Source organism: Nocardioides proteolyticus (assembly GCF_051280635.3).
Classification (GTDB): Bacteria; Actinomycetota; Actinomycetes; order Propionibacteriales; family Nocardioidaceae; genus Nocardioides.
In genome coordinates this window covers 55,610-78,236 of sequence record NZ_JBNBPO030000011.1, presented here as the reverse complement: position 1 = coordinate 78,236, position 22,627 = coordinate 55,610, and the positions used below count along the sequence as shown (strand labels likewise).

Below are 22,627 nucleotides of genomic sequence, written 5' to 3'. Positions count from 1 at the left end.
TGTCGTCTGTGCCTGGGCTGCGCCTGCGCGGCGCTGGGCTCAGGCGACCGTCCAGGTGTCCCCCGCGCCGATCAGCCCGGCGAGGCGCTCCTCGGCGGTCCCGGTGACCTTCGCCTGGGCGGCGGCGACCTGGGCGCGGGCCTGGTCGTCGTACGTCGCCCGCTCGACCTGGCGGAAGATCCCGATGGGCGACCGGTTGAGGTAGCCGGCGTCGGTGAGCCTGCTGATCGCGAAGGCGGTGGACGGGTCGGGGTTGTGGGCGTCGTGGACCAGGACCTGCTCGACGGGCACCGACGCGGTGTCGGCGACCTCGACGCCGCCGCTCGCGGCACGGACGAGGGCCTTGTCGCCCAGGCCGGTGGCCTCGTCACGCAGGCCGAAGGTGATCGGCTTGCTGTGCTCGAGGGGGATGATCGCGTGGTCCTTGGTCTCGCGGTCCTTGATCGCGTCGAACGCGCCGTCGTTGAAGATGGGGCAGTTCTGGTAGATCTCGACCAGGGAGGTGCCGCGGTGGGCGGCCGCGGCGGCGAGCACGGAGGTGAGGTGCTTGCGGTCGGAGTCGATGGTGCGGGCCACGAAGGTGGCCTCGGCGCCGAGCGCGAGGGAGACGGGGTTGAACGGGTGGTCGATGGAGCCGACGGGGGTCGACTTGGTGACCTTGCCGGCCTCGGAGGTGGGTGAGTACTGGCCCTTGGTGAGGCCGTAGATGCGGTTGTTGAACAGCAGGATCGTCATGTTGACGTTGCGGCGCAGGGCGTGGATGAGGTGGTTGCCGCCGATGGAGAGGGCGTCGCCGTCGCCGGTGACCACCCACACGGAGAGGTCCTCGCGGGCGGTCGCGATGCCGGTGGCGATCGAGGGGGCACGTCCGTGGATGGAGTGCATGCCGTAGGTGTCGAGGTAGTAGGGGAAGCGGCTGGAGCAGCCGATGCCGGAGACGAACACGATGTTCTCCCGGCGCAGGCCGAGGTCGGGCAGGAAGGACTGCACGGCCTTGAGCACGGCGTAGTCGCCGCAGCCGGGGCACCAGCGGACCTCCTGGTCGGAGGAGAACTCCTTGGCGGTCTGGGTGTGGCCCTCCTCGACGGCGGGGACCAGCTCGGTGCCCGAGCGGAACCCGGGGATGCCGAGCTCTGTGCTGGTGGGGGCGGTCATGCGGGGACCTCCTCGTGGTCCGAGGGCTGGTTGAGGCCGTGCTCGCCGAGGTCGACGTCGCGACCCTCAGCCTCGCCGACCAGGGCTCCGACGGCCTCGGCCAGCTCCGCCGCCTTGAGCGGGAGGCCGTAGACGTGGTTGTAGCCGACCGCGTCGACCAGGAACTCGGCGCGGAGCAGGCGGGACAGCTGTCCCAGGTTCATCTCGGGCACGAGCACCCTGTCGTAGCGCTTCAGGATCGCGCCGAGATCCTTGGGGAAGGGGTTGAGGTGGCGCAGGTGGACCTGGGCGACGTTGTAGCCGGCGCGACGGACCCGCCGGCAGGCGGCACCGATCGGGCCGTACGTCGAGCCCCACCCGATCACGAAGACCTTCGCCTCGCCGGAGGGGTCGTCGACCTCCAGTGGCGGGAGCGAGTCGGCGATCCGCTGCACCTTCTCCGCGCGCAGCCGCACCATCTGGTCGTGGTTGGCGGGGTCGTAGGAGATGTTGCCGTGGCCCACGTCGAGGGTGCCGGCCTTCTCGAGACCACCGATCCGGTGCTCCAGCCCGGGTGTGCCGGGGACGGCCCAGGGTCGGGCCAGGGTCTCGGGGTCGCGCAGGTAGGGCCAGAACGTGTCGGGCTCCGCGGCGCCGTCGGCGCCGGTCGGCTTCGAGGCGTGGTTGGGGGCGGTGGCGAAGTCGGGGTCGATCCGGGGCAGGTCCTCGACGGCCGGCACGGCCCACGGCTCGGAGCCGTTGGCGAGGTAGCCGTCGGAGAGCAGCATCACCGGGGTGCGGTAGGTGATCGCGATCCGGGCCGCCTCGACCGCCGCGGCGAAGCAGTCGCCCGGGGACTGCGGCGCGATGATCGGCAGCGGAGCCTCGCCGTTGCGGCCGTACATCGCCTGCAGTAGGTCGGCCTGCTCGGTCTTGGTCGGCAGGCCCGTGGACGGGCCGCCGCGCTGGACGTCGACGACGACCAGCGGCAGCTCGGTCATCACCGCCAGGCCCATCGCCTCGGACTTCAGCGCGACGCCCGGGCCGGACGTCGTCGTCACCCCGAGGGCACCGGCGAAGGAGGCGCCGATCGCGGCACCGATGCCGGCGATCTCGTCCTCGGCCTGCAGCGTGGTGACGCCGAACGCCTTGTGCCGGCTCAGCTCGTGGAGGATGTCGCTCGCGGGCGTGATCGGGTAGGAGCCGAGGAAGACGGGAAGCCCCGAGCGCACGCCGGCAGCGATGAGACCGTAGGAGAGTGCGAGGTTGCCGGTGATGTTGCGGTAGGTGCCGGCCTGCATCCTCGCCGGCTTGATCTCGTACTGCACGACGAAGGTCTCGGTGGTCTCGCCGTAGTTCCACCCCGCCTTGAAGGCGGCGATGTTGGCGCCGAGGATGTCGGGGACCTTGGCGAACTTCCGCTCGAGGAAGGCGACGGTCGGCTCGGTCGGCCGGCCGTACATCCAGGACAGCAGGCCGAGGGCGAACATGTTCTTCGCACGGGCCGCGTCCTTGCGGGACAGGCCGAACTCCTTGACCGCTTCCACGGTGATGCCGGTCAGGTCGACCGGGTGGACCTGGAAGTCGCCGAGCATGTCGTTGCTGTCGCCGAGCAGGTCCAGCGGGTTGACGTCGTAGCCGGCCTTGTCGAGGTTGCGCTTGGTGAAGTCGTGGGTGTCGACGATGATCGCCGCGCCCTTCGGCAGGTCGCCGACGTTGGCCTTGAGTGCAGCCGGGTTCATCGCGACCAGGACGTCGGGGCGGTCGCCGGCGGTGAGGATGTCGTGGTCTGCGAAGTGGATCTGGAACGAGCTGACGCCCGGCAGCGTGCCCTGGGGCGCGCGAATCTCGGCGGGGAAGTTGGGGAGGGTCACCAGGTCGTTGCCGAACACGGCCGACTCCTGGGTGAACCGGTCACCGGTCAGCTGCATGCCGTCGCCGGAGTCCCCGGCGAACCGGATGATCACCCGGTCCAGCTGCTTGACCTGCTTGGTCTGGCTCACGTTCGGTCCACTTCTCTCAACATGTTGGCGACGGCCGCGCCCCTGACGTCTCGGGCGGCTCCTGAGGACGCATTCTAGAACGTGTTCCACTTAACGGTGGACACTTGTCCAGCGAGCGTTCGACAGCCGCGCGGCAAGGCTTTCCCAGGGTAGTCCGCGCCGAGCGAGCACCCCATTCCTGCGCCGACCGGTGGGCACCGAGGTGGTGTGACGTCGGTCATGCCGGCCGTCGCGCCGACGGCCGGCGGCGCCTAGCCTGGGACGGTGAGCTATCTGCAGGCGTCGCGGCTGCTGTGGTGGCTGCTCGGGATCGCAGTGCTGGTGTCGGTGGTGCACTACGTCGACAACTACGTCAACTACGACGACTACCCGGTGCCCGGACCGGACGCAGCGGTGCCGGCGCCCTCGGTGACGTTGATCGCGGCCGGCTGGTTCCTCTTCACGGCTGCCGGCGTCGCGGGCGTGGTGCTCTGGCTGCGGCGCCGGATCGTTCCCGCCGCGTTCGCCCTGGTCGGCTACTCGGTGTCGGGGCTGATCGGCGTCGGCCACTACACCGCGCCGGGAGCGTTCGACATGGTCTGGTGGCGCCAGGCCCACGTCGTCGCGGACATCCTGTGCGGCGTCGCCGTCCTCGGGTTCGCGCTGTGGGCCGCCCGCAACGCCGACCGGCTCAGCGCGCCAGCGACTCAGCCCGCTGCTTGAGGGCCTCCGCGTGGCGGCGGAAGCCGTCGGCGACCCGGCCCGGACCGGCCAGCCGGACCAACGGGCCCCGGAACTCCTCGACCGTGTCGTACGACGTCGGGCCACCGGGCAGCTGACTCAGCCGCTGGTGGCGGGTGCCGCGCACCAGACCCAGTCGGGCCGGCACCCCCTCGTAGACGTAGGTCATCACCGCGGTGGTCGCGCCGGTGCCCGGGTCGACGGCCGGGCCCTCGAGCGCGGTGATCCGCTCCGGCGAGCGGGCGCGCCCCCCGTTCGCCCACCGGACGTGCAGGACGATGGGGTTGCCGACGGCGGGCGGCTGCGGCGTCTCGGCCCGCTCGACGAACGGGTTCCACTCGCCGTACCGGTCGGTGTCGACCATCACCTGCCACACCACGTCGAGCGGCGCGTCGATCTCGATGCTCGCGGAGGCGTCCACCGCTCCATCCTCGCTCAGGCGCCGGAGATGGCGCTCGCGACCGCGTGGTGCACCTCGGGATGGAACACCGTGGGGATGATGTAGGAGGGGTTGAGCTCCTCGTCGCTGACCACGTGGGCGATGGCCTCGGCGGCGCGAAGCATCATCGCGAGGGTGACCTCGCTGGCGCGGGCGTCGAGCAGGCCGCGGAAGACGCCGGGGAACGCCAGCACGTTGTTGATCTGGTTGGGGAAGTCCGAGCGGCCCGAGGCCACCACCGCGGCGTACCTCGACGCCGCCACCGGGTCCACCTCGGGGTCTGGGTTGGCCATCGCGAACACGATGGGCTGCGGTGCCATCTCCGCGATCCACTCCGCAGGCAGGATGCCCGGTGCGGAGACGCCGATGAAGACGTCGGCCCCCTGCAGGGCGTCGCGCAGCGTCCCGCGCACCCTCCGGGGATTCGTGCGCGCGGCGAGGTCGGCGTGGGAGGCCGACAGCGAGGCGTCGCCCTCCACCAGGCAGCCCTCGCGGTCGTAGACGACGATGTCGGAGACGCCCGCAGCGAGCAGCAGCGTGACGATCGCGGTCCCGGCGGCGCCGGCGCCGGCGACGACCATCCGCGTCGAGGACAGCGGCTTGTCGACCACCCGCAGCGCGTTGGTCAGGCCGGCGAGCGCGACGATCGCGGTGCCGTGCTGGTCGTCGTGGAACACCGGGATGTCGAGCCGCTCGCGCAGCCGCGCCTCGATCTCGAAGCACCGGGGTGCGGCGATGTCCTCTAGGTTGATCCCCCCGAAGCCAGGAGCGATCAGCTCGACGGCACGCACGATCTCGTCGGTGTCCTGGGTGTCGAGGCAGATGGGCCAGGCGTTGATGTCGCCGAACCTCTTGAAGAGCGCCGCCTTCCCCTCCATCACCGGCAGGGCGGCACCGGGGCCGAGGTTGCCCAGGCCCAGCACCGCCGACCCGTCGGTCACCACGGCGACGGTGTTGCCCTTGATGGTCAGCCGGCGGACGTCCTCGGGGTGGTCGGCCAGGGCGGCGGCCACCCTGCCCACGCCGGGGGTGTAGGCCAGGGACAGGTCGTCGCGGGTCTTGAGCGGCACCTTGGAGGCGATCTCCACGATCCCGCCGAGGTGGGTCAGGAAGGTGCGGTCGGAGACCTTGTGCACGGTCACCCCGGCCACCGCCTGCACCGCCTCCTCCAGCTGGGCGGCGTGCTCCGCGTCGGCCGAGGAGCAGGTGACGTCGACGACCAGCCGGTCGTGGCTGGAGTCGGCGACGTCGATCGCGGTCACCACGCCGCCGGCTCGGGAGATCGCGGTCGCCACGGCGCCGACCACGCCGTGGTCGGGATCGGTGTGCAGTCGCATGGTGATGGAGTTGGACGAGGCGGTGACGGTCTTCACCACGGCAGTGTGCGCCGAGCCGTCGGTTACTCGGAAGTACGACGGCCCGCGGGCCGCCGGGCTACTCGGTGGGCTCGCCGAGCAGCCGCGCCCAGCTCGCGCTCAGCTCGGTCAGCATCTGCTCGCGGTCGAGCCTCCAGTCGTTGTCGCCCCAGTGCTGGGCGACGTAGTCGAGCTCGGCCATCGCCAGCACGCCGCGGAAGTGGCGCTGGTGCGGCTCGAACCGCCCGGCGAGCTCGAGACCCTCGGCGATGTCGCTGATCGCCTCCTCCAGCCACCGGCCGACGAGGCCCCGGAGCTCCGGCTCCGCGGCCGCCGCGTCGCGTCCGATCCGGATGATGGGCCGCACCAGCGGCCACAGCTCCGACGTCTGCCGCAGCCACGACCCGATCGCCTCGGCCCGTCCGTCGGCCACGGCGTGGACCAGGTCCAGCGCGGTGGAGCCGCCCTCGGGCGTGCTGGTCCGGCGCAGCACCTCGTTGAGGCACTCGACCATGAGCGCCCGCACCACGTCGGCCTTCGACGTGAAGTAGGCGTAGAAGGTGACTCGCGTGGTGCCGGCGGCGGTGGCGATGTCGTCGACGGTCGTGGCGGCGTAGCCCTTGTCGCGGAAGAGCTGCAGGGCTGCTTCGAGCAACAGGCCCCGGGTCATCGCCTTCTGTGCCGAGCGAAGGTTCGCCATGGATTCCAGCCTAGGTTCGAGTGGGGGGAGTTGCTCCAACCTACGTAGGCCCGCGGGCAGGGCGCTGCAACAGGTCCACGCAGCGGCGCTAGCGTCGACCGGGTGATCGTCCACGAGACCGTGCCCTCCCGCGTCCTGCTCGGGGCAGGAGCGCGCCGGGCGATACCGGGGGAGGTCGACCGGCTCGGCGTGCGCCGGGTGCTGGTGGTGGCCGGCGGCTCGGCCCGGGCGGCGGCGGAGGAGGTCGCGCGGGATCTCGGTGAGCTGGCGGTCGCGCGGTTCGACCGTCCGGTCGTGCACACGCCGGTCGCGGTGACCGAGCAGGTGATGCGTACCGTCCGCGAGGCACGGGTGGACGCGGTCGTGACGGTCGGCGGCGGCTCCGCGGTGGGTCTCGGGAAGGCGCTCGTGGCGAGGAGCCCGATGCCGCACCTCGCGGTGCCGACGACGTACGCCGGCTCGGAGGTGACGCCGGTCCTCGGCGAGACGCGGGACGGCGAGAAGGTGACCCGCCGCGACCGGTCGCTCCTGCCCGGCACCGTCGTGTACGACGTCGAGCTGACCCTCGCGATGCCGGCGGGCCTCTCCCTGCGGAGCGCGCTCAACGCGCTCGCGCACGCGGTGGAGGCGCTCTGGGCGCCCGACGCGACGGCGGTCACCGATGCCTTCGCCACGGAGGCGACGGCGCTGATCCTCGGCTCGCTGCCGACCGTGCTCGACGACCGGCACGATCTCGCCGCGCGGAGCCGGCTGCAGCAGGGCGCCTGGCTCGCGGGCACCTGCCTGGCCACCGCGCAGATGGGGCTGCACCATCAGCTCGCCCACGTGCTCGGCGGCACGTTCGACCTCCCGCATGCCGAGCTCCACGCGCTGCTGCTCGCGCACGTGCTGCGGTTCAACCTGCCGCACGCCCCGGAGGCGGCGACCCGGCTGGCCCGGGCCGCCGGCGACAACCCCGCCGACACGATCTCCCGGCTGGCCGCCTCGTGCGGCGGTCCGGTCCGGCTGCGCGACCTCGGCGTGCCGGAGGACGCGCTGCCGCCGGTGGCGGACCGGGTCGCGGCGGCGCCGTACCCGAACCCGGCGCCGGTGCGCGGGCCGGAGGTGCTGGCGCTGCTGCGCCGGGCGTGGTGAGGGGCAGGGTCCGACGGCTGCGGTGGGGCCCGTCGGGCCCGGCTCAGCGGTAGTTGGTGAACTGCACCGCGAAGTCGTAGTCCTGCGCCTTCACCAGGGCGATCACGGCCTGCAGGTCGTCGCGCTTCTTCGACGAGACGCGGAGCTCGTCGCCCTGGACCTGGGTCTTCACGCCCTTGGGCCCCTCGTCGCGGATCAGCTTGGAGATCTTCTTGGCGTCCTCGGACGAGATGCCCTCCTTGAGGGCGATCCCGATCTTCGACTGCTGGCCGGAGGGCCGTGGCTCGGAGGCGTCGAGGATCTTGAGCGACTGGCCCCGCTTGATCAGCTTCTCCTGGAAGACGTTGAGCACGGCGCTGGCGCGGTCGTCGGCGGACGCGGTGATCTCGATGGCGTCCTCGCCCTTCCACTCGATGGTGGCGCCGGTGCCCTTGAAGTCGAACCGGGTCGCGATCTCACGCGCGGTCTGTCCCAGCGCGTTGTCGACCTCCTGCCGGTCGATCTTGGAGACGATGTCGAAGGAGGAGTCGGCCATGGATTTCACCTGCTGGTTCGGCGGTACGGACGGGGCCGGGCTGATTCGTGGGTGGGACCCCGGCTGCGCTATTGTTTCGCGTCGTCCTCGAGCCGCCAACACCGGTGTGTCGGAGCGAGGGGACGAGCCCGGCAGGTTGCCCGAGCGGCCAAAGGGAGCTGACTGTAAATCAGCCGGCATTGCCTACAGTGGTTCGAATCCACTACCTGCCACGGCACTCGAAGCCCGGCCCCCTCGCGGGGGCCGGGCTTCGTCGTACTCCACTCCCTGCGTCCGTCGCGACGCGGCCGTGCGCGATGACTTCGCGAGCATCTTCGGGTCGACCACTTCAGCGGCTTCGCAGCGCGCCGATGGGCACGGACAACCAGCGCGAGAGGAGGTGTCGGCCATGTGGAACACCGCTCCGGGGCTCACCGGCCCCCTGTCCCACGACATGCTCTGCCCCCGATGCGGGCACGGCATCCACGTCCACCTGGCGTGCGGCGACGGCTGCAGCTGTCCACCGGTCGCCATGCCCGGCAGCGCCGCCGCCTGAGGGCTCGCCGGCCGGCGTCGTATCGGCCACCTCCCGTCGGGTACCGCTCAAGGACACCCGACGCATGGAGGTGAACGACATGCCAGCCAGCAAGGAGCTCCCGTCGACGCTCCGCCGCTCGCCCAAGAAGGCGCAGCGCACCTGGAGCAAGGCGCACGACAGCGCGGTCGAGGAGTACGGCGAGGGCGAGCGCGCCCACCGCACCGCCTTCTCCGCGCTCAAGCACTCCTTCGAGAAGGTCGGCGACCACTGGGAGCCCAAGGACGAGAAGGGCCCCTCCGACAAGCAGGCCGCGAAGGGCGGCGCCGCGGCCCGCAAGAGCAGCAGCAAGACCGCCGGCGGCGTCGACGCCAACGCCACCAAGGACCACCTGATGGACCTCGCGCGGAAGGCCGACATCCACGGCCGCTCGAAGATGAACAAGGACGAGCTGGTCGACGCGCTGCGCAAGGCCAACAACCGGAAGACGGCGAAGGCCCGGGGCTGAGGCGCGCCCCAACAGATCTTGTCGATGATCGCGGGCGCGGACGACAAGATCTGTTGGGGCGTGCGGCCGACCCAGACCGTCAGAGCGGGTGGTTGGCCGTGAACAACCGACCGGGGTCGACCGCGTCCCGGATCCGGCACAGCGCCGCCCAGTCGTCGCCGTCGTAGAACCGGGAGGCGTCGACCCTGGTCTCGGCGAAGGTCGGCACCAGGCCGACGCGCGACCAGGCCGACATCGCCCGTACGACGGCGAAGGCCGCGGCCTTGCCGGCGACCGCCGCCTGTGGCGTCGGTGCCATCGCGACGCACAGCAGGGCGTAGTCACCCGCGACCGAGGAGATGGCGCCGCCGCCCGCGACCGGCCTGGTGAGCGCGCCGCCGAGGTGGCGCAGCTCCGCGAACGTCAGGCCGGTGGCGGTGCCGGGGCCGACCTGAGCCAGGAAGGCGTCGACGCCGCGGTCGTCGAGCCCGCTGAGCACGCTGTGGTCACCGACGGCGGGCGCCGGGCCCGGCGGATCCATGTGCACGTCGAGTAGCCCGGCGGCGGGGATCCGGCCGAACGTGTCCAGCTCGGGCGAGAGCGCGCGCAGGGGCGCCAGGATCTCGGCGGCCCGGTCGTCGGCCTCCAGCACGGCGCCGTCGATGACCACGACGTCCCGCCCGGACAGGAACGGGGGCAGGTCCGGCAGCGGCGGGAAGCTCATCACCCGCAGTGAGGTGGTGGCCGACTCCGGGGCGCTCCTCGTCCACTCGACCCAGGCACGGACCACCTCCGGCGCCCGCTCGCGGTCCCAGAGCAGCATCCCGGCGAAGACGTCGGCGTAGGGGAGCAGGCCGATCTCGATCGCGACGACGACGCCGAGGTTGCCGCCACCGCCCCGGACGGCCCAGAACAGGTCGGGGTTCTCGTGGGCGCTGGCCCGGACCAGGGAGCCGTCGGCCGTGACGATCTCGACGGCGCGCACGGAGTTGGCGGCAACGCCGTGCTGGCGGCCGTAGAAGGAGAGCCCGCCGCCCAGCACGTAGCCGGCGACGGCGACGTCGGGCGCCGAGCCGTGCAGCGCGGTGCGGCCGTGGGCGGCCGCCGCGCGGACGACGTCGCCCCAGAGCGTGCCGCCGACGACCCGCGCCGTTCCGGTCGCCGGGTCGACACTCACCCCGGTGAGCTCCGAGAGCCGCAGGAGTACGACGTGCTCTAGCGACCGCTCCGCCAGCGCGGCGGCGCCGTGGCCGGTGCTCTGCGGCGCGACCCGGAGCCCGGCGGCGGCAGCGGCGCGGACCACGGCCTGCACCTCGGCGACGGTGCGGGGCACCGCGACCGCGGCCGGCCGCTGGTCGACGGCGACGTTCCAGGGCGTGCGGGCGGCGTCGTACCCGGGGTCGGTGGGGAGGTGGATCTCGCAGGCGGAGCGGAGCTCGGCCAGGGCGGTCAGGTCGGGCGTGGTGGTCATGAGGCAGCCTCTCGTTCGGTGGGGGTGGAAGGGATCCAGCTGTCCTCGACCGGCCCGCCGCGCCAGGGCGGGTCGATGCGCAGCAGCCGGTCGACGGCGAGGAACCCGCGCCCGAGTTCCGGGTCCATCGCGTCGAAGGGAGGGACCTGGGATGCGTGCGTGCGGATCGCACGCCAGCGGAGGTCCAGGTGCTCGGCGACGTCGACCACGGTGGTGATCCCCGCGTCCGGGGTGCCGAGCGTTTCCTCGCCGGTGAACGCCTGCATCAGCGAACGGGCGAGGCAGAACAGGTACGTCGCCGCGGGCCGGTGCGCGACGACCTCCAGCGCGGCGGCGGTGGCGTCGCGGACCGCGGCGTGGTCGCGGTGGCCGTCGCTGGCGTCGAGGGTCACAACCACGTCGGGCCGGACGTCGTCGACGAAGGCGGCGACCTGGTCGCGCAGCAGGGCGGGGTCGGCGGCGGCCAGCGAGCCCGCGCTGGGCGGGCCGGCCACCCCGGAGTCGAGGTGGTCGAGGAGCTCCACCCGCTCGACGCCGAGCAGCGCACACGCCGCGCGCAGCTCGGCCTCACGCACGCGAGGCAGGTCGGCGGGGGTCAGCCCCGAGCCGGGCGCAGGCTCCCCGCGCTCGCCGCGGGTGGCGCAGACGACCGTGGTCCGGAGCCCGTTCGCCGCCGCGTGGGCGAGCACCGAGCCGCAGCCGAAGGCCTCGTCGTCGGGGTGGGCGACGACGACCAGGAGACGTGGGGCCGGGTCCGGGAGCCGCGGGGCGTGGGTGCTGGGCATGCCGCCAAGCCTCGGACCCGCGGACCCGTCGCGACCATCCCCGCGGCATGGGTGATCCGCGGCCGGTGGATCTGGGAGGGACAAAACCCAGAAAAGTGGGATACGAGCACCCCTGGTCGTGCTCCACACTGCTTCCATGGCCCGAGGACTGACCGCCGAGAGAGTGCGCCAGGACGTCGACGTCGTCGCCCGCGCCGGCCTGGACCTCGACACGTTCCTCGAGGAGGCGGTGGCCTCGGTCGCCCGCGCGGTGCCGTGGGTGAGCGCCTGTGTCGGCACCCACGACCCCAGCACGCACATGCTCACCAGCGCCCGCAAGTACGGCGCCCTGCGCGACCTCGACAGCCACGACCACGAGTTCGGGCTCCTGGAGTACGGCACGGTCGAGGCCACCGCGTTCACCGAGCTGGCGAAGGCCGAGGTGCCGGCGGCCGGCGTGCACCTGGTCCACCGCGGGGAGGTCGAGCGCTCCGGGCGGATGGCCACCTTCATGAAGCCGCTCTTCGACTTCGGCGACGAGGCCCGGCTGGCCTTCCGCGACGGCAGCCAGGTCTGGGGGGCGATGGCCCTCTTCCGCGGCAACGACGACCGGCCGTTCGACGAGGGCGAGGTCGACTTCCTCGCCGGCCTCTCCGTCCCGTTCGCCCACGGCGTGCGGACCGGCATGCTGACCCGGCTCGCCGACGTCACCGGCCCCGGGCCCGTGGTGTCCGGCCCGGCGGTGGTCATCGTGGGCCGGGACAACCAGATCGTGCAGCTGAGCCGCGGTGCGGAGGAGCGGCTCGCCGACCTCGCCACCAGCCCGGCGTACGGCGACCCGCTGGCTCCCGTCGCCGCACTGATCGGCGCCGCGCGGCGCTACGGCCGCGGCGAGACCGACGTACCTCCGCGCTGCCGGCTGCGCACCGCCAGCGGCCTGTGGCTGGTGCTCCACGCCGGTCCGCTGTCGTCGGCGGGCGACCGGGAGGGCGAGGTGGTGATTACCATCGAGGAGGCTCGTCCGCCCGAGATCGTGGCGCTCGTGGTCGCCGCCTTCGGCCTGACGCCGCGGGAGCGCGACGTCACCCAGCTGGTGCTGCAGGGCGTGGACACCAAGGAGATCGCGGCCACCCTCCACCTCTCCGCCTACACCGTCCAGGACCACCTCAAGTCGGTCTTCGACAAGGCCGACGTCCGGTCCCGCCGCGAGCTCATCTCCCGCGTCTACTTCGACCAGTACGTGCCGCGGATGGGTGCGGAGCTCGGTCCCTCGGGCTGGTTCGGCTGACGCCCCAACGGATTTCGTCGAAGAACGCCCTTACGGGCGACAAGAACTGTTGGGGCGCGGGTCAGGCGGGGAAGGCCACGACGTCGCCGACGACGCCGACCCGCACCCGGTCGCCGGTCCGCGGCACGCTGTCGGCGGGAGTACGGGCGGAGACCCGCTCGCCGGAGTCCAGCGCGACGCGGATGGTGGCGTCGTGCCCGTAGAAGCTGACGTCGAGGACCGCGCCGGTCGCCGCGTGCAGCCTGTCGCCCGGCCCCTCGACCGGTCCCTCGTCCGGTCCCTCAACCGGTCCCTCGACCGGGGAGATCTGCACCTGCTCGGCGCGGATCGCCACCTGCACCGGGCCCGGCGCCGTCGGGGTCCGCAGCGGCAGCGCGCCCAGGGCGCAGGTCACCGACCCGCCGGGGCCCGCGTCGGCCGGGACGGTCCCCGCCACCAGCGCGGCATGGCCCAGGAACGCGGCCACCCGCGGCTCGGCGGGCGCGAGGTAGACCTCGGCCGGGCTGGCGACCTGCAGGAAGGCACCGCCCATCATCACCGCGACCTGGTCGGCGAGGGACAGCGCCTCGCCCTGGTCGTGGGTGACCAGCACGGCGGCGGCGCCGGCCGCCCGCAGCGCGCGTACGACGGCGCGGCCGGTCTCCTCGCGCAGGGAGGCGTCCAGCGAGGAGAACGGCTCGTCGAGGAGCACCAGGCGCGGCTGGGGAGCCAGCGCCCGGGCGAGCGCCACCCGCTGCTGCTGGCCCCCGGAGAGCTCGTGGGGGTAGCGCTGCGCGAGCTCGGCGGGCAGCTCGACGAGGCGGAGGGCAGCGGCGACCCGCGCCGCGTCGCGGCGGCGTCCGCGCGGCAGCCCGAACCCGACGTTGGCCTCGACGGTCAGGTGCGGGAACAGGGCGCCGTCCTGCGGCACGTAGCCGAGCCCGCGCTGCCGGGCCGGCACGACGCGGCGGTCGGACACCACCTCCACGCCGGCCACCGACACCCGGCCGGCGGTGGGCCGGACGAACCCGGCGATCGCGCGCAGCAGCGTGGTCTTGCCGCACCCCGACGGGCCGAGGATGGCGGTCACCCCGTCCTGGATCATCAGGTCGAGCCCGCGGAGCACGCGCGTGCCGGCGTACCCCGCCTCCAGGCCACGGATCTCCAGCGCGGACGTCATGAGCCGCTCCTCAGGCTGAGCCGGCCGAGCAGCCAGGTCGACGGGATCGAGAGCAGGACGAGCGCCAGCGCGTACGGCGCCGCGGCACCGTAGGCGATGGCGGACGCGTCCGACCAGAACTGGGTCGCCAGCGTCGTCGTGCCGGTCGGCGCGAGCAGGAGCGTGGCGGTGAGCTCGGTGGAGACGGCGAGGGCGACCAGCGCGGCCGCCGCGAAGAGCCCGGGCACGACCAGTGGCAGGGTCACCCGGCGCGCCACGGCGAGGCCGGAGCAGCCGAGGTTGCGGGCGACGTCCTCGAGCACCGGCGGCACCAGCTCGAAGGCCGAGCGGACGCTCACCACCGCTCGCGGGACGAAGAGGATGACGTAGCCGGCGACCAGCACGACCACCGTCTGGTAGAGCTCGGGCACCAGCCGGATGGAGACGGTCACCATGGCCAGCCCGATCACGATGCCCGGCATCGCGCTGGCGGTGTAGACGCTCCGCTCGATCGCGGTGGTGAGCGCGCCCCGGTGCCGCACCGCCAGCCAGACCACCGGCACGGCGACGACCGTGGTGACGAGACCGCCGCTCACGGCCAGGCCGAGCGTCGTCGTGGTCGCCGCCGCCAGCTCGCCCAGCTCCAGCGAGGTGGAGGTGCCGCGCACCAGCCAGCGGACCAGCGCGTAGAGCGGTACGGCGAGCGCCCACGCCACCAGGCTGGCGAGGGCCAGCGCCACCGCGGGCCGGCCGCGGCCCAGCGCGTGCCGCACCGGCTTGCGGGCCGCTCCCGAACCGACCCGCGCTCGCCGGCGGCGGCCGCGGGCGAGGGTCTCCAGGCCGAGGAGGAGCAGGCAGAACACCACCAGCACCAGGGCGAGCAGCGTGGCCTCGGGGCCGTTGAACACCGTCTGGTACTGCTGCAGGATCGCCGTGGTCAGGGTCGGGTAGTTGAGCAGCTGGAGGGCGCCGTACTCCGCCAGCAGGTGGAGGCCCACCAGCAGCGCCCCGCCCAGCACGGCCGGGCTGATCGCCGGCAGCGTGACCCGCCAGAACACCCCGCCGCTCCCGTGCCCCAGCGCCGTGGCGACCTCCTCGACCGACGGGTCCAGCCGCCGGAGGGCCGCCACCGTCGGGAGGTAGACGAGCGGGAAGTAGGACAGCGTGACCACCATGACCGCGCCCCAGAAGGACTGGACGGCGTGCGTGGTCGACACCCAGCCGTAGCCGTTGACGAAGGCGGGTACGGCGAGCGGCGCGCACAGCAGTCCGTGCCACCAGCCGCGCGCGGGCACGTCGGTGCGCTCGACCACCCAGGCGCCCGCCACGCCGGTCACCACGCTGGCGAGGCTGCCCACGACGAGCAGCCGCACGGTGTTCCACAGCAGCTCGCCGATCCGCGGCCGCCAGAGGAACTCCGAGGCCTCCCGGGCGCCGAGCTCGGCCGTCGTCCAGAGCACGTAGCCGAGCGGCACCAGGGTGAGCGCGGCCACCGCCAGTCCCGTCACCAGCAGGACAGGCGAGGCGCCCCCGGTCACCCGGCCCGTCGGAGGGCTCAGAGGAAGCCCACCTCGGTCATCAGGTCGACCACGGCCTCGGCGTCGAGGTCGGACACGTTGACCTGCGGCGGCTCCAGCTCGGAGAACGGCTTGGTCACGCCCTCCAGCTCGACCTCCGGGTTCAGCGGGTACTCCAGGGCGTAGCTGTCGGCGAGGATCTGCTGCCCGCTCTCGTTGACGAGGAACTCGACGAACCGGCGGGCCTCCTCCTTCATGTCGCTCGACTTGAGGATGCCGGCGCCCGAGACGCTCACGAACGCGCCGGGGTCCTGGTCGGTGAAGTAGTGCTGCTGGCTGTTGTCGCTGACGTCGCCGTTCTCCTTGCGGTCGCGCTCCCAGTAGTAGTGGTAGACGATGCCGACCTCGGACTCGCCGGAGTCGACCGCCTCGAGCACGACGTTGTTGCCGTCGTAGACGGTGCCGTTGGCCTTGATGCCCTCCAGCCACCGCTTCGTGGCCGCCTCGCCCTCCAGTTCGAGCACGGCGGCGACGATGGCCTGGAAGTCGGCGCCGGTCGGTGAGAACGAGATCCGGCCCTCCCACTCCGGCTCCGCCAGGTCGAGGATCGAGTCGGGCAGCTCCGACTCCTCGATCAGGTCGGTGTTGTAGACCAGCACCGTCGACCGCGCGACGAAGCCCGTCCACAGGCCGCTCTGCGGCCGGTAGAGCTCGGGGATCGGCGCGACCAGGTCAGCCGGGAGCTCCTCGAAGAGGCCCGCGGCCTCGACCTGGGACATGGCCGGGGAGTTCTCGGTGAGGAACACGTCGGCCTTCGACGCCTCGCCCTCCTGCACCAGCTGGTTGGACATCTCCAGGTCCTTGCCGTGGCGCAGCTCGACCTCGATCCCGGTCTCGTCGGTGAACGCCGGCGCGAGCTCCTCGAGCAGCGGCTCGTGCTGGGCGTTGTAGATCACCAGCTTCGGCTCGTCCTCGCCGCACGAGGCGAGCAGCGGGGCGAGCAGCGTCACGGCGGCGACGCCGAGGGCGAGACGAGGGAGCCGGCCAGCGGGGCGGACGATCATCGGGATTCCTGTCGGTCGAGTAGGTCGGGTCGGTCGAGATGGTCGGACGGGTAAGGGGAACGCGGTCGGTCGAGCAGGGGGGTCCCGGCCAGCAGCCGGCCGACCAGGTGCCAGGCGAGGACGCCGACGGCGAGGGAGGCCACCAGGCCGAGGACCGGCCACCGGTCCTCGAGGTGCGGGTACACCTGCCAGTGCGTCAGGTAGATGTAGAGCGAGGCGCTGGCCAGGGTGCCGGTCACGCCCACGAGCAGCCGCGGCCACGGCACCGTGCGCACCCAGACCAGCAGCAGCAGCCCCGCGCCGATGGCGGCCTCGCGCGCCAGGTCGCCGGTGAGGCCCCAGGTGCCGGCGAGCAGCAGTGCCGAGACGAGGAGCCGCTGCGGCGTCGTACGCGCGACGGCCGCGGCCCAGCCGCCGGCGAAGAGCCAGGCGACGAAGAGGGAGGAGTGCATCACGTCGCCGTCGTACGACGACAGCGTGGCCCCGTGGCGCGGGACGAGCGCCACGGCGGTGATGCCGGCGGCCAGGGCGAACCGGTGGCGCCGCTCGATCGCCATCACCCGCGGGACGGAGGCGAGCAGGCCGGCCCCCAGCGCGAGGATGAGCAGCACCTCGACGAACCAGTAGTGCCAGGCCGGCTCCGACCAGTCCTTGCCGCCGAGCACGTCGTTGAGGAGGAGCACCGTGCGCCACCCGTAGTCGCCGGTCACCAGCGCGACCGTCCCGATCCACAGGACCGACGGCACGGCGACCCGGGCCGCGGCGCGGAGGACGCGGCCCAGGCGGTCGCGGGCGTCCTCGTCGGAGAGGTGGAAGCGCGCGAAGTTGGCGCCGGCGACGCCGAGCAGGACGTGGGCGCCGCCGAGCAGCACCCACACGTTGGAGTGGGAGCCGACGATCATCACGATCGCCAGCGCGCGGAGCACGATCGTGGTGTCGAGCCGCAGCCAGCCGCGCCGCCGGGGGCCCTCGTTGAGCAGGGTCGTCTCGACGAGCTCGGCGAGGTCGGCCACCGTGCGCCGCGGCCAGTCGCCGGGCAGCCGGCCCAGCCGCCGCTCCAGGCGCAGGGAGAGCTCGACGTAGGACAGTGAGTCGCCGCCGAGCCCGAGGAAGGAGTCGTCCGGGGAGACCCGGTCACGGCCGAGGACCCGTGCGTAGAGCGCACTGATCGTGCTGGTCGCCGAGGCGTCCGCGACGACCGGCCGCGGCCGCAGCCGGGCGACGGCCTGCTGGTCGACCTTGCCGTTGGGCAGCCGTGGCAGGTCCGTCGCGGGTACGACGCGCACCGCGTGCGCCGGCAGCCCGGTGCCGGCGGTGGTCGCGCAGGCGACCTCGTCGAGGAGGAGCGCGTCCGGGTCCCCGGGCACCGCGACGACCAGCTGGGTGCCGTCGGCGGCCTCCGCGCACGCGACGTCGTGGCCGCCGAGGGCGAGCAGCGTCTGCACCCGGTCGAGGTCGATCCGCTGGCCGAACAGCTTCGCGAACCGGGAGCGGCGGCCGACCACCTGCACCAGCCCCTCGGGCGTGAAGCGGGCGAGGTCGCCGGTGCGGAGCTCGTCGAGCTCCGGTCCGCGGGCCAGGTCGTCGGGGCCGGCGGCGTACCCCATCATCACGTTGGGCCCGCGGTAGACGAGCTCGCCGACCCCGGGCTCGGCCCCTGCCACCGGGTCGAGCCGGAGCTCGCCTCCCGGGATGGCCAGCCCCACGGTCGCCGGGTGGCTGGCCGCGAGGTGCGGCGGGAGCCAGGCCATCCGCGCGGTCGCCTCGGTCTGGCCGTACATCACCACGAGGTCCCAGCCCTCGTCGCGGCCGCGGAGGGCCAGCTCACGGACCCGCTCGGGCGCCATCCGGCCCCCGGCCTGGGTGACCTGGCGAAGGGTGGGCAGCTCCGGCCAGCCGGCTGCTCCGAGGAGGTCGAAGGTGTAGGGGACGCCGGCGAACGACGTGACGCCGGCGGCGCGCGCCGCGGCCCACAGCGCGGGGTCGGTGACCGAGCGGTCGTCGAGCAGCAGCGAGGCGCCCGCCGCGAGGTGGCTGTGCAGCACCGAGAGGCCGTAGCAGTAGTCGAGGGGCAGCGTGGTCAGCGCGCAGTCGTCGGCGGTGAGGCCGAGGTAGCCGGCGATGGCGGTCGCGTTGGACTCCAGGTTGGCTGCCGACAGGCGCACCAGCTTGGGGGAGCCGGTGGACCCGGAGGTGCTCAGCAGCAGCCGGAGGTCCGGATGGAGCTCGGGCGCGCACTGCCCGGTCGGCCGCCAGGCGCCGCCGTCGTGCTCGGCGGAGGCGGCGTAGGCCCGGGCCAGTCCGTCGTCGTGGGTGAGCAGCGTGGCGTGACCGCCCGAGAGGGCGGCCAGCCAGGCGACGACGAAGTCGACGGTGGGGGCGGGGCGGAGCCGCACGAGCTGGCGGCCGCCGAGGGCGTCGAGGCCGAGCCGGGCGATGCCGACCAGCTCGGCCAGCTCGGCGTGGCTGACCGCGCCGGTGGCGGTGCGCAGCGCGTGCCGCGTGCCGTGGCGCGCGAGGTCGCTCGCGAAGCAGACCCGCCCGCCGTCGTACGGCGGCGCGGGGTCTGCCGCGAAACGTGTCCTCTCGGCGCCGCCCCCCATGGGGCGAAGACTAAAGCAAGCCTCGCCTTACTGGGGATTCAGCAGGAATACTGGGATCTCGCGGTCGGTCCACTCGGTGTACTTCTGGTAGTTGGGCCAGATCACCAGCATGTGGCTCCAGGCCCGCTGCTTCTCCTCGCCGGTCAGCTCGCGCCACGAGCAGGTGTGGTGGCGGCCGTTGTAGCGGACCTCCACCGTCTCCGCCGCCCGGAGGTTGGCCGCCCAGACCGGTGCCTTGGGTGCGCCGAAGTAGGACCCGGCGATGAGCCAGCCACCCTTCCAGGGCACGCAGAGCAGCGGCGTGGACCGCGGCACGCCCGACTTGCGCCCGCGCACGGTGAGCATCAGGTTGGGCAGCCCGGCGATGTCGAGCAGCGTGACCCTGCCCCGGGTGACGCGCTGGAGGGTGGTGTCGGCCCAGGTGATCTGGGGCAGCAGCTTCGGCATCCAGGGACGCGATCCGAGCTTGACCGCGATCGGTGTCAACAGGCCCATGGCTGAAGGCTAGGCCCCGGTCCCGGGTACGACGAAGGGGCGCCCTCCGGTCGGAGGACGCCCCTGGCGGGTGGCTCGGGTCAGCCGACCTGGAGGACCCGGGTGCCACCGGCGAACTTGTCGTGCCAGCCCTGGTGGTTGGGCTGGTCGCTGTTGAGCGTGATGGCGATGAAGATGGCGGCGCCGATGGGCGCGGCCCACCCGAGGAAGAACCAACCCAGGAACGGGATGATCCCGAGGATGCCGAGGCCGGCGAAGGCGTTGCGCTTGACGGCCTCCTGGAGGGTCGGGTTGCTGACCCCGTCGGGGCCGACCGTGCGCAGCTTGAGCACCATCTTGCCGACCGTCTGGCCGCGGCTCGACTCCAGCAGCGCGAAGTAGGCCACGTAGCCGACCGCCTGGAGCACGAAGGACAGGGTGTAGACGAGGAAGTACTCGAAGAAGCTGGTCGTGAACCCGGTGTAGATGATCGCCGAGAGCACCGAGAAGATGATCCCGAAGACGACGCCGAGGATGACGAAGTCGATCAGGCGGGCCAGGAACCGGTTGAGCAGCTCACCGGGACGTGCGCCGCCGGCGGGGGCGCCGAACTGCGGGGCGCCGTAGCCGCCCTGCGGCGGCGGGCTGCTCGGGCCACCGGGGCCACCCGGACCACCCGGCGGCGGGGGCGGCGGCTGGTTGTACGACATGGGGGTTCTCCTTGGGTCTGTGGCGCGCCGAACCGCGCCGGTCGAGTGGCAGCAATCTAGTGCCCACCGCGCCTCCAGGGAGGCGTTGCGGCGTTCTTGCCCCGTTGCGGGGGCGTTCAACCCGCCGCCACGCTGCGGCCGTCGGTCGTCGTGCTCCGGGTCGAGGCGCTGGGTGCCGTGCGGTCCAGCGAGGTGGGCTGGATGGCCGGGCCCGGGGGGTGGGGCGGGAGACATGTAACTCGGTGTTCGTGCCACTACCACGGTGCTGTGACCGGTCCTGACTCCGTGGTGGATGCACCTCCACCGTGGTGGACGTCCGAACACCGAGTTACATGACCGGCTACCTGACCGGCTACATGACCGGCTACCTGACCGGCCACCTGACCGGCTACCTGACCGGCCACCTGAGCGCCGACCCGCTACGCACTCAGCGCCCCCACCTGCTCCCCACCGTGCACGGCCAGCATCCGCTCGACGGTCGCCGACCACGGGAACAGCTCGGCGCGGCGGCGGGCGGCCCGGCGGCGGGCGGCCGCGGGACGGGCGGCCAGGCGCAGTACGGCGTCGGCCAGGGCCCCGGGCTCGGGGGCACCCCAGGCCCCGCACAGCGGGTCGACCAGCTCCCGCGCGCCACCCCGGTCGGCCGTGACCACCGGCGTGCCGCACGCCAGCGCCTCCAGCACCGCCAGCCCGAACGTCTCGCCGGGGCAGACCGAGAGCGCGACGTCGGCCGCGGCCAGGCGCTCTCGGAGCAGCGCCCGTCCGCCGACGTATCCGTGGAACGCGACGGGCGCTCCGGCGGCCAGCGCCTCGAGCTCGGCCCGGTGCGGCCCGTCGCCGTACACGTCGAGGTGGAGGGGTACGCCGCGGCGGTGCAGCTCGACCGCGGTCGCCACCGCCAGGTGGGGCGACTTCTCCCGCGACAGCCGCCCGGCGTGCACCAGGCGCAGTACCGGTCCCGCCGCGGGGGCGGGCACCGCCGGCCGGAAGGCACCGAGGTTGACCCCCAGCGGCACCCGCAGCACCGGGCAGCCGGCGGTCTCGGCCGCCGTCGCGAACTCCCCGCCGGCGTAGCGGGAGGTCACCACGACGGCGTCGAAGCTGCGCACCAGGACTCGGTTGAGGAGGCCGATCGAGACCTTCGACGTTGCCACGAGGCCGGTGCGCATGGCGAACATGTCGCCGAGCCGCTCGTGCGACAGCAGCACGCTGCGCACCCCGTTGTGCCGGCCCCACCACGCCACGGGCAGCAGCGTGAGCTTGTCGCTCCACTCGATGCTCGTCGGCGCGAACCGCTCGAGCACCTCGGTCACCCGCCAGGGCTCCACGATCAGCGGGTAGCCGCCGCCGACCCGCGGCGCCCGCAGCTGTACGACGTCGCCCGCGCCGGTCTGCGACACGGCGTCGACCGGTCCGGGGATCACCAGCAGCCGCGCCGCCCCCGCGGCGGCGTACCCTCGCCCCAGCTCGGCGAGGGCGGTCCGCATCCCACCGGTCGTGGCGCCGACGAAGTTGGCGAGCTGGGCGATCCGCACACCGGCGACCGTCGCTCGGACTCGTGAACGCGCGCCGACGGGCGGTTGACGGGCGCGGGAAGATGAGGGCATGGGCAGGAGGCGGCCGTGGAGCTGATGACGGCGCGGGAGGTGCCGCTCGGCGGGCCGCGAGCGATGCTGGTGCGCCGCACCCTGCCGCAACGGCACCGCTCCCTGATCGGGGCCTGGTGCTTCCTCGACCACTACGGTCCGGACCTGGTCCGCGACGGAGGCGGGATGCGGGTGGCGCCGCACCCCCACACCGGCCTGCAGACGGTGAGCTGGCTCTTCGAGGGCGAGATCGAGCACCGCGACAGTGCCGGCAACGTCGCGACGGTGCGGCCGGGCGAGGTCAACCTGATGACCGCCGGTCGCGGGATCAGCCACTCGGAGGTGTCGACCACGACGTCGTCGGTGCTGCACGGCGCGCAGCTGTGGGTCGCGCTGCCCGACGCCTCGCGGCACACCGACCCCGGGTTCGAGCACCACGCGCCCGACGAGATCAGGGGAGCGGGCTGGCGTGGCCGGGTGTTCCTCGGCTCCCTGCTCGGCGACCGCTCGCCGGTGACCACGCACACCCCGCTGCTCGGCGCGGAGCTGGTGCTCGACCCCGGCGCGGACCTGCCCGTGCCGGTCGACGGCGGGTTCGAGCACGGCGTGCTGGTCGACCTCGGCTCGGTGTCGGTCGGCGGGCTCGACGCGAAGGCATCCGATCTCGTCTACGTCCCGCCCGGGGAGCGGCAGCTCGCGCTCTCGGCCGGTGACGAGGGCTGCCGCGTCCTCCTCCTCGGCGGGCCGCCGTTCGGTGAGCCGATCGTGATGTGGTGGAACTTCGTGGGCCGCACCCACGAGGAGGTCGTCGGCTACCGCGCCGAGTGGCAGGCCCAGATCACCGACCCCACGACGGGGGGCGTCGTCCCGGAGGGCCGGCGCGTCGAGCCCGGCCGGTTCGGCGTGGTGCCGGACCAGCCGCTGCGGCCGATCCCCGCCCCGGCGCTGCCCAACGCCCGGCTCCGGGAGCGCCGGTGACCGCAGAGCCCAC

The 22,627-nt window shown here is 73.2% G+C and carries 21 protein-coding genes and 1 tRNA gene; 7 read left to right on the top strand and 15 right to left on the bottom strand.

Annotation, left to right across the window (positions count from 1 at the left end):
• Positions 1-39: 39 nt before the first annotated feature.
• Positions 40-1,155 (bottom strand): 2-oxoacid:ferredoxin oxidoreductase subunit beta, encoded by a 1,116-nt coding sequence (locus tag ACPOLA_RS08725; protein WP_435770023.1) that lies wholly within the window; start codon positions 1,153-1,155, stop codon positions 40-42.
• Positions 1,152-3,137 carry a 2-oxoacid:acceptor oxidoreductase subunit alpha gene (locus ACPOLA_RS08720; RefSeq protein WP_435770022.1) on the bottom strand — a complete coding sequence of 662 codons (1,986 nt, stop codon included), beginning with the start codon at positions 3,135-3,137 and terminating at the stop codon, positions 1,152-1,154. Before ACPOLA_RS08720 ends, ACPOLA_RS08725 begins: the two co-directional genes overlap by 4 nt.
• A 264-nt stretch (positions 3,138-3,401) precedes the next feature.
• Between ACPOLA_RS08720 and ACPOLA_RS08715 the strand changes: the two genes are divergently transcribed.
• Positions 3,402-3,839 carry a hypothetical protein gene (locus ACPOLA_RS08715; protein WP_435770021.1) on the top strand — a complete coding sequence of 146 codons (438 nt, stop codon included), beginning with the start codon at positions 3,402-3,404 and terminating at the stop codon, positions 3,837-3,839.
• Here ACPOLA_RS08715 and ACPOLA_RS08710 read toward each other — a convergent pair.
• From ACPOLA_RS08710 to ACPOLA_RS08700, 3 genes are all read right to left on the bottom strand, one after another.
• Positions 3,808-4,278 (bottom strand): SRPBCC family protein, encoded by a 471-nt coding sequence (locus ACPOLA_RS08710; RefSeq protein ID WP_435770020.1) that lies wholly within the window; start codon positions 4,276-4,278, stop codon positions 3,808-3,810. The genes ACPOLA_RS08715 and ACPOLA_RS08710 overlap by 32 nt on opposite strands.
• A gap of 14 nt (positions 4,279-4,292) precedes the next feature.
• The gene (locus ACPOLA_RS08705) at positions 4,293-5,669 is read right to left on the bottom strand and encodes an NAD-dependent malic enzyme (RefSeq protein WP_435770019.1); all 1,377 of its coding nucleotides are present in this window, start codon (positions 5,667-5,669) and stop codon (positions 4,293-4,295) included.
• A gap of 61 nt (positions 5,670-5,730) precedes the next feature.
• On the bottom strand, positions 5,731-6,351 hold the full coding sequence (locus tag ACPOLA_RS08700) for a TetR/AcrR family transcriptional regulator (RefSeq protein ID WP_435770018.1): 621 nt from the start codon (positions 6,349-6,351) through the stop codon (positions 5,731-5,733).
• Between the two features lie 102 nt (positions 6,352-6,453).
• Between ACPOLA_RS08700 and ACPOLA_RS08695 the strand changes: the two genes are divergently transcribed.
• A complete protein-coding gene (locus tag ACPOLA_RS08695; protein ID WP_435770017.1) occupies positions 6,454-7,485 on the top strand; it encodes a maleylacetate reductase in 1,032 nt (343 codons plus the stop codon).
• Positions 7,486-7,528: 43 nt separating this feature from the next.
• Here the strand turns inward: ACPOLA_RS08695 and ACPOLA_RS08690 are convergent, their stop codons facing one another.
• The gene (locus tag ACPOLA_RS08690; RefSeq protein WP_435770016.1) at positions 7,529-8,020 is read right to left on the bottom strand and encodes a YajQ family cyclic di-GMP-binding protein; all 492 of its coding nucleotides are present in this window, start codon (positions 8,018-8,020) and stop codon (positions 7,529-7,531) included.
• A gap of 130 nt (positions 8,021-8,150) precedes the next feature.
• On the opposite strand from ACPOLA_RS08690, the gene ACPOLA_RS08685 reads away from it, so the two are divergent.
• The 3 genes from ACPOLA_RS08685 (at position 8,151) to ACPOLA_RS08675 (ending at position 9,042) form a co-directional block, all read left to right on the top strand.
• Positions 8,151-8,232 (top strand) — tRNA-Tyr (locus ACPOLA_RS08685).
• Positions 8,233-8,408: 176 nt separating this feature from the next.
• Positions 8,409-8,555 carry a hypothetical protein gene (locus tag ACPOLA_RS08680; protein WP_435770015.1) on the top strand — a complete coding sequence of 49 codons (147 nt, stop codon included), beginning with the start codon at positions 8,409-8,411 and terminating at the stop codon, positions 8,553-8,555.
• 79 nt (positions 8,556-8,634) lie between these two features.
• Complete coding sequence (locus ACPOLA_RS08675; protein ID WP_435770014.1) at positions 8,635-9,042, top strand: ChaB family protein; 408 nt, start codon at positions 8,635-8,637, stop codon at positions 9,040-9,042.
• 79 nt (positions 9,043-9,121) lie between these two features.
• On the opposite strand, the gene ACPOLA_RS08670 is transcribed toward ACPOLA_RS08675, so the two are convergent.
• On the bottom strand, positions 9,122-10,492 hold the full coding sequence (locus ACPOLA_RS08670) for an FAD-binding oxidoreductase (protein WP_435770013.1): 1,371 nt from the start codon (positions 10,490-10,492) through the stop codon (positions 9,122-9,124).
• Entirely contained in the window at positions 10,489-11,277 is a 789-nt protein-coding gene (locus ACPOLA_RS08665; protein WP_435770012.1) for a PIG-L deacetylase family protein, read from the bottom strand. Before ACPOLA_RS08665 ends, ACPOLA_RS08670 begins: the two co-directional genes overlap by 4 nt.
• Positions 11,278-11,413: 136 nt before the next feature.
• Here ACPOLA_RS08665 and ACPOLA_RS08660 point away from each other — a divergent pair, with 136 nt between their 5' ends.
• Entirely contained in the window at positions 11,414-12,544 is a 1,131-nt protein-coding gene (locus tag ACPOLA_RS08660) for a helix-turn-helix transcriptional regulator (protein ID WP_435770011.1), read from the top strand.
• 61 nt (positions 12,545-12,605) lie between these two features.
• Here the strand turns inward: ACPOLA_RS08660 and ACPOLA_RS08655 are convergent, their stop codons facing one another.
• From ACPOLA_RS08655 to ACPOLA_RS08625, 7 genes are all read right to left on the bottom strand, one after another.
• Positions 12,606-13,703, bottom strand: a complete 1,098-nt coding sequence (locus ACPOLA_RS08655) for an ABC transporter ATP-binding protein (RefSeq protein WP_435770010.1) — start codon at positions 13,701-13,703, stop codon at positions 12,606-12,608.
• On the bottom strand, positions 13,700-15,190 hold the full coding sequence (locus ACPOLA_RS08650) for an ABC transporter permease (protein ID WP_435770009.1): 1,491 nt from the start codon (positions 15,188-15,190) through the stop codon (positions 13,700-13,702). Before ACPOLA_RS08650 ends, ACPOLA_RS08655 begins: the two co-directional genes overlap by 4 nt.
• A 47-nt stretch (positions 15,191-15,237) precedes the next feature.
• On the bottom strand, positions 15,238-16,263 hold the full coding sequence (locus ACPOLA_RS08645) for an iron ABC transporter substrate-binding protein (RefSeq protein WP_435770008.1): 1,026 nt from the start codon (positions 16,261-16,263) through the stop codon (positions 15,238-15,240).
• Positions 16,260-18,866 carry an AMP-binding protein gene (locus tag ACPOLA_RS08640; protein WP_435770007.1) on the bottom strand — a complete coding sequence of 869 codons (2,607 nt, stop codon included), beginning with the start codon at positions 18,864-18,866 and terminating at the stop codon, positions 16,260-16,262. Before ACPOLA_RS08640 ends, ACPOLA_RS08645 begins: the two co-directional genes overlap by 4 nt.
• Positions 18,867-18,893: 27 nt before the next feature.
• The gene (locus ACPOLA_RS08635; protein ID WP_435770006.1) at positions 18,894-19,361 is read right to left on the bottom strand and encodes a nitroreductase family deazaflavin-dependent oxidoreductase; all 468 of its coding nucleotides are present in this window, start codon (positions 19,359-19,361) and stop codon (positions 18,894-18,896) included.
• An 80-nt stretch (positions 19,362-19,441) separates the two neighbouring features.
• Positions 19,442-20,050: an RDD family protein gene (locus ACPOLA_RS08630; protein ID WP_435770005.1), complete on the bottom strand. Its 609-nt coding sequence runs from the start codon at positions 20,048-20,050 to the stop codon at positions 19,442-19,444.
• Positions 20,051-20,469: 419 nt separating this feature from the next.
• Entirely contained in the window at positions 20,470-21,585 is a 1,116-nt protein-coding gene (locus ACPOLA_RS08625; RefSeq protein WP_435770004.1) for a glycosyltransferase, read from the bottom strand.
• A 96-nt stretch (positions 21,586-21,681) separates the two neighbouring features.
• On the opposite strand from ACPOLA_RS08625, the gene ACPOLA_RS08620 reads away from it, so the two are divergent.
• Positions 21,682-22,614, top strand: coding sequence for a pirin family protein (locus tag ACPOLA_RS08620; RefSeq protein WP_435770064.1), 933 nt, complete (start codon positions 21,682-21,684; stop codon positions 22,612-22,614).
• Positions 22,615-22,627 lie beyond the last annotated feature (13 nt).

What these genes read in the sequence shown, in the direction of transcription:
- ACPOLA_RS08725 (WP_435770023.1), bottom strand. Translation starts at nt 1,155, where the DNA reads ATGACCGCCCCCACCAGCACAGAGCTCGGCATCCCCGGGTTCCGCTCG.
- ACPOLA_RS08675 (WP_435770014.1), top strand. Translation starts at nt 8,635, where the DNA reads ATGCCAGCCAGCAAGGAGCTCCCGTCGACGCTCCGCCGCTCGCCCAAG.
- ACPOLA_RS08635 (WP_435770006.1), bottom strand. Translation starts at nt 19,361, where the DNA reads ATGGGCCTGTTGACACCGATCGCGGTCAAGCTCGGATCGCGTCCCTGG.
- ACPOLA_RS08620 (WP_435770064.1), top strand. Translation starts at nt 21,682, where the DNA reads ATGACGGCGCGGGAGGTGCCGCTCGGCGGGCCGCGAGCGATGCTGGTG.
- ACPOLA_RS08670 (WP_435770013.1), bottom strand. Translation starts at nt 10,492, where the DNA reads ATGACCACCACGCCCGACCTGACCGCCCTGGCCGAGCTCCGCTCCGCC.
- ACPOLA_RS08640 (WP_435770007.1), bottom strand. Translation starts at nt 18,866, where the DNA reads ATGGGGGGCGGCGCCGAGAGGACACGTTTCGCGGCAGACCCCGCGCCG.
- ACPOLA_RS08655 (WP_435770010.1), bottom strand. Translation starts at nt 13,703, where the DNA reads ATGACGTCCGCGCTGGAGATCCGTGGCCTGGAGGCGGGGTACGCCGGC.
- ACPOLA_RS08680 (WP_435770015.1), top strand. Translation starts at nt 8,409, where the DNA reads ATGTGGAACACCGCTCCGGGGCTCACCGGCCCCCTGTCCCACGACATG.
- ACPOLA_RS08690 (WP_435770016.1), bottom strand. Translation starts at nt 8,020, where the DNA reads ATGGCCGACTCCTCCTTCGACATCGTCTCCAAGATCGACCGGCAGGAG.
- ACPOLA_RS08700 (WP_435770018.1), bottom strand. Translation starts at nt 6,351, where the DNA reads ATGGCGAACCTTCGCTCGGCACAGAAGGCGATGACCCGGGGCCTGTTG.
- ACPOLA_RS08645 (WP_435770008.1), bottom strand. Translation starts at nt 16,263, where the DNA reads ATGATCGTCCGCCCCGCTGGCCGGCTCCCTCGTCTCGCCCTCGGCGTC.
- ACPOLA_RS08630 (WP_435770005.1), bottom strand. Translation starts at nt 20,050, where the DNA reads ATGTCGTACAACCAGCCGCCGCCCCCGCCGCCGGGTGGTCCGGGTGGC.
- ACPOLA_RS08665 (WP_435770012.1), bottom strand. Translation starts at nt 11,277, where the DNA reads ATGCCCAGCACCCACGCCCCGCGGCTCCCGGACCCGGCCCCACGTCTC.
- ACPOLA_RS08660 (WP_435770011.1), top strand. Translation starts at nt 11,414, where the DNA reads ATGGCCCGAGGACTGACCGCCGAGAGAGTGCGCCAGGACGTCGACGTC.